The following is an 834-nucleotide window of genomic DNA, read 5'->3' as shown; positions in this document are numbered from 1 at the left end:
ACCGGCCCAGGTCGCGGTCGCCGAGCCGGCGACCGCGGACACGGCGGGGGACGCCGGAGTGGGTCAGGACACGGACGGCACGGCCGCCGGGAGCGCGCCGGGAGCGGGAGGCGGCTCCGCGGAAACCGTCGAGTAGTCAATGCCATCCGAGCTCTTGTCGAACAGCGTCCGCCTCGAGCGTCGGTAAACGACATGATGACGAAAGGAGGGGCGCCGTGAGTGTTCGTGACATGGTCGAAAAGGACTACTACGCCGCTCTCGGCGTGCCCAAGGACGCCTCGGCGACCGACATCAAGAAGACATACCGCCGCCTCGCAGTTGAGCTGCACCCGGACAAGAATCCCGGCGACGCCAGGGCCGAGGCCCGCTTCAAGGAGGTCTCGGAGGCGTACGACGTGCTGTCGGACGAGTCCCGGCGGCGGGAGTACGACGAAGCTCGGGCGCTGTTCGCCGCGGGTGGCGTCCCCGGCGGTCATCCCGGTGGTTACGGCTACCAGCCGGGCGGGTTCGGGCCGCCCGGCGCGGGCTATCGTGGCGGCTCCACCGCGTTCAACCTCGACGACCTGCTGGGTGGAGCAGGCGCCGGCGCTGCTCCCGGCGGCCTGGGGGGTTTGTTCGACAACCTGTTCCAGCGGTCGTCTACCGGCCGCGGGCCACGCCGCGGCGCCGACATCGCGGCCGAGGTCACGATCCCGTTCGAAAAGGCCCTGTCCGGTCTGGAGGCGACGGTTCGCCTGCCCGGCGCCGCAACCTGCCTCACCTGCGGGGGCCGCGGCGCCCGTCCGGGCACCACGCCGCGGACCTGCACGACGTGCCGGGGCCTGGGCGTGGTGT

General features: G+C 71.9%; 1 protein-coding gene. It reads left to right on the top strand.

Features of this window, described 5'->3' with window-relative positions; all coding sequences use genetic code 11:
• Positions 1-215 precede the first annotated feature (215 nt).
• Positions 216-834, top strand: a 619-nt coding sequence (locus DD1DGNOD_RS28725; RefSeq protein ID WP_241255437.1) for a DnaJ domain-containing protein, incomplete at its 3' end; no start/stop codon positions are given.

This window comes from Candidatus Protofrankia californiensis, from assembly GCF_900634765.1.
GTDB lineage: Bacteria > Actinomycetota > Actinomycetes > Frankiales > Frankiaceae > Protofrankia > Protofrankia californiensis.
This window is presented reverse-complemented; position numbering and strand designations above follow the sequence as displayed.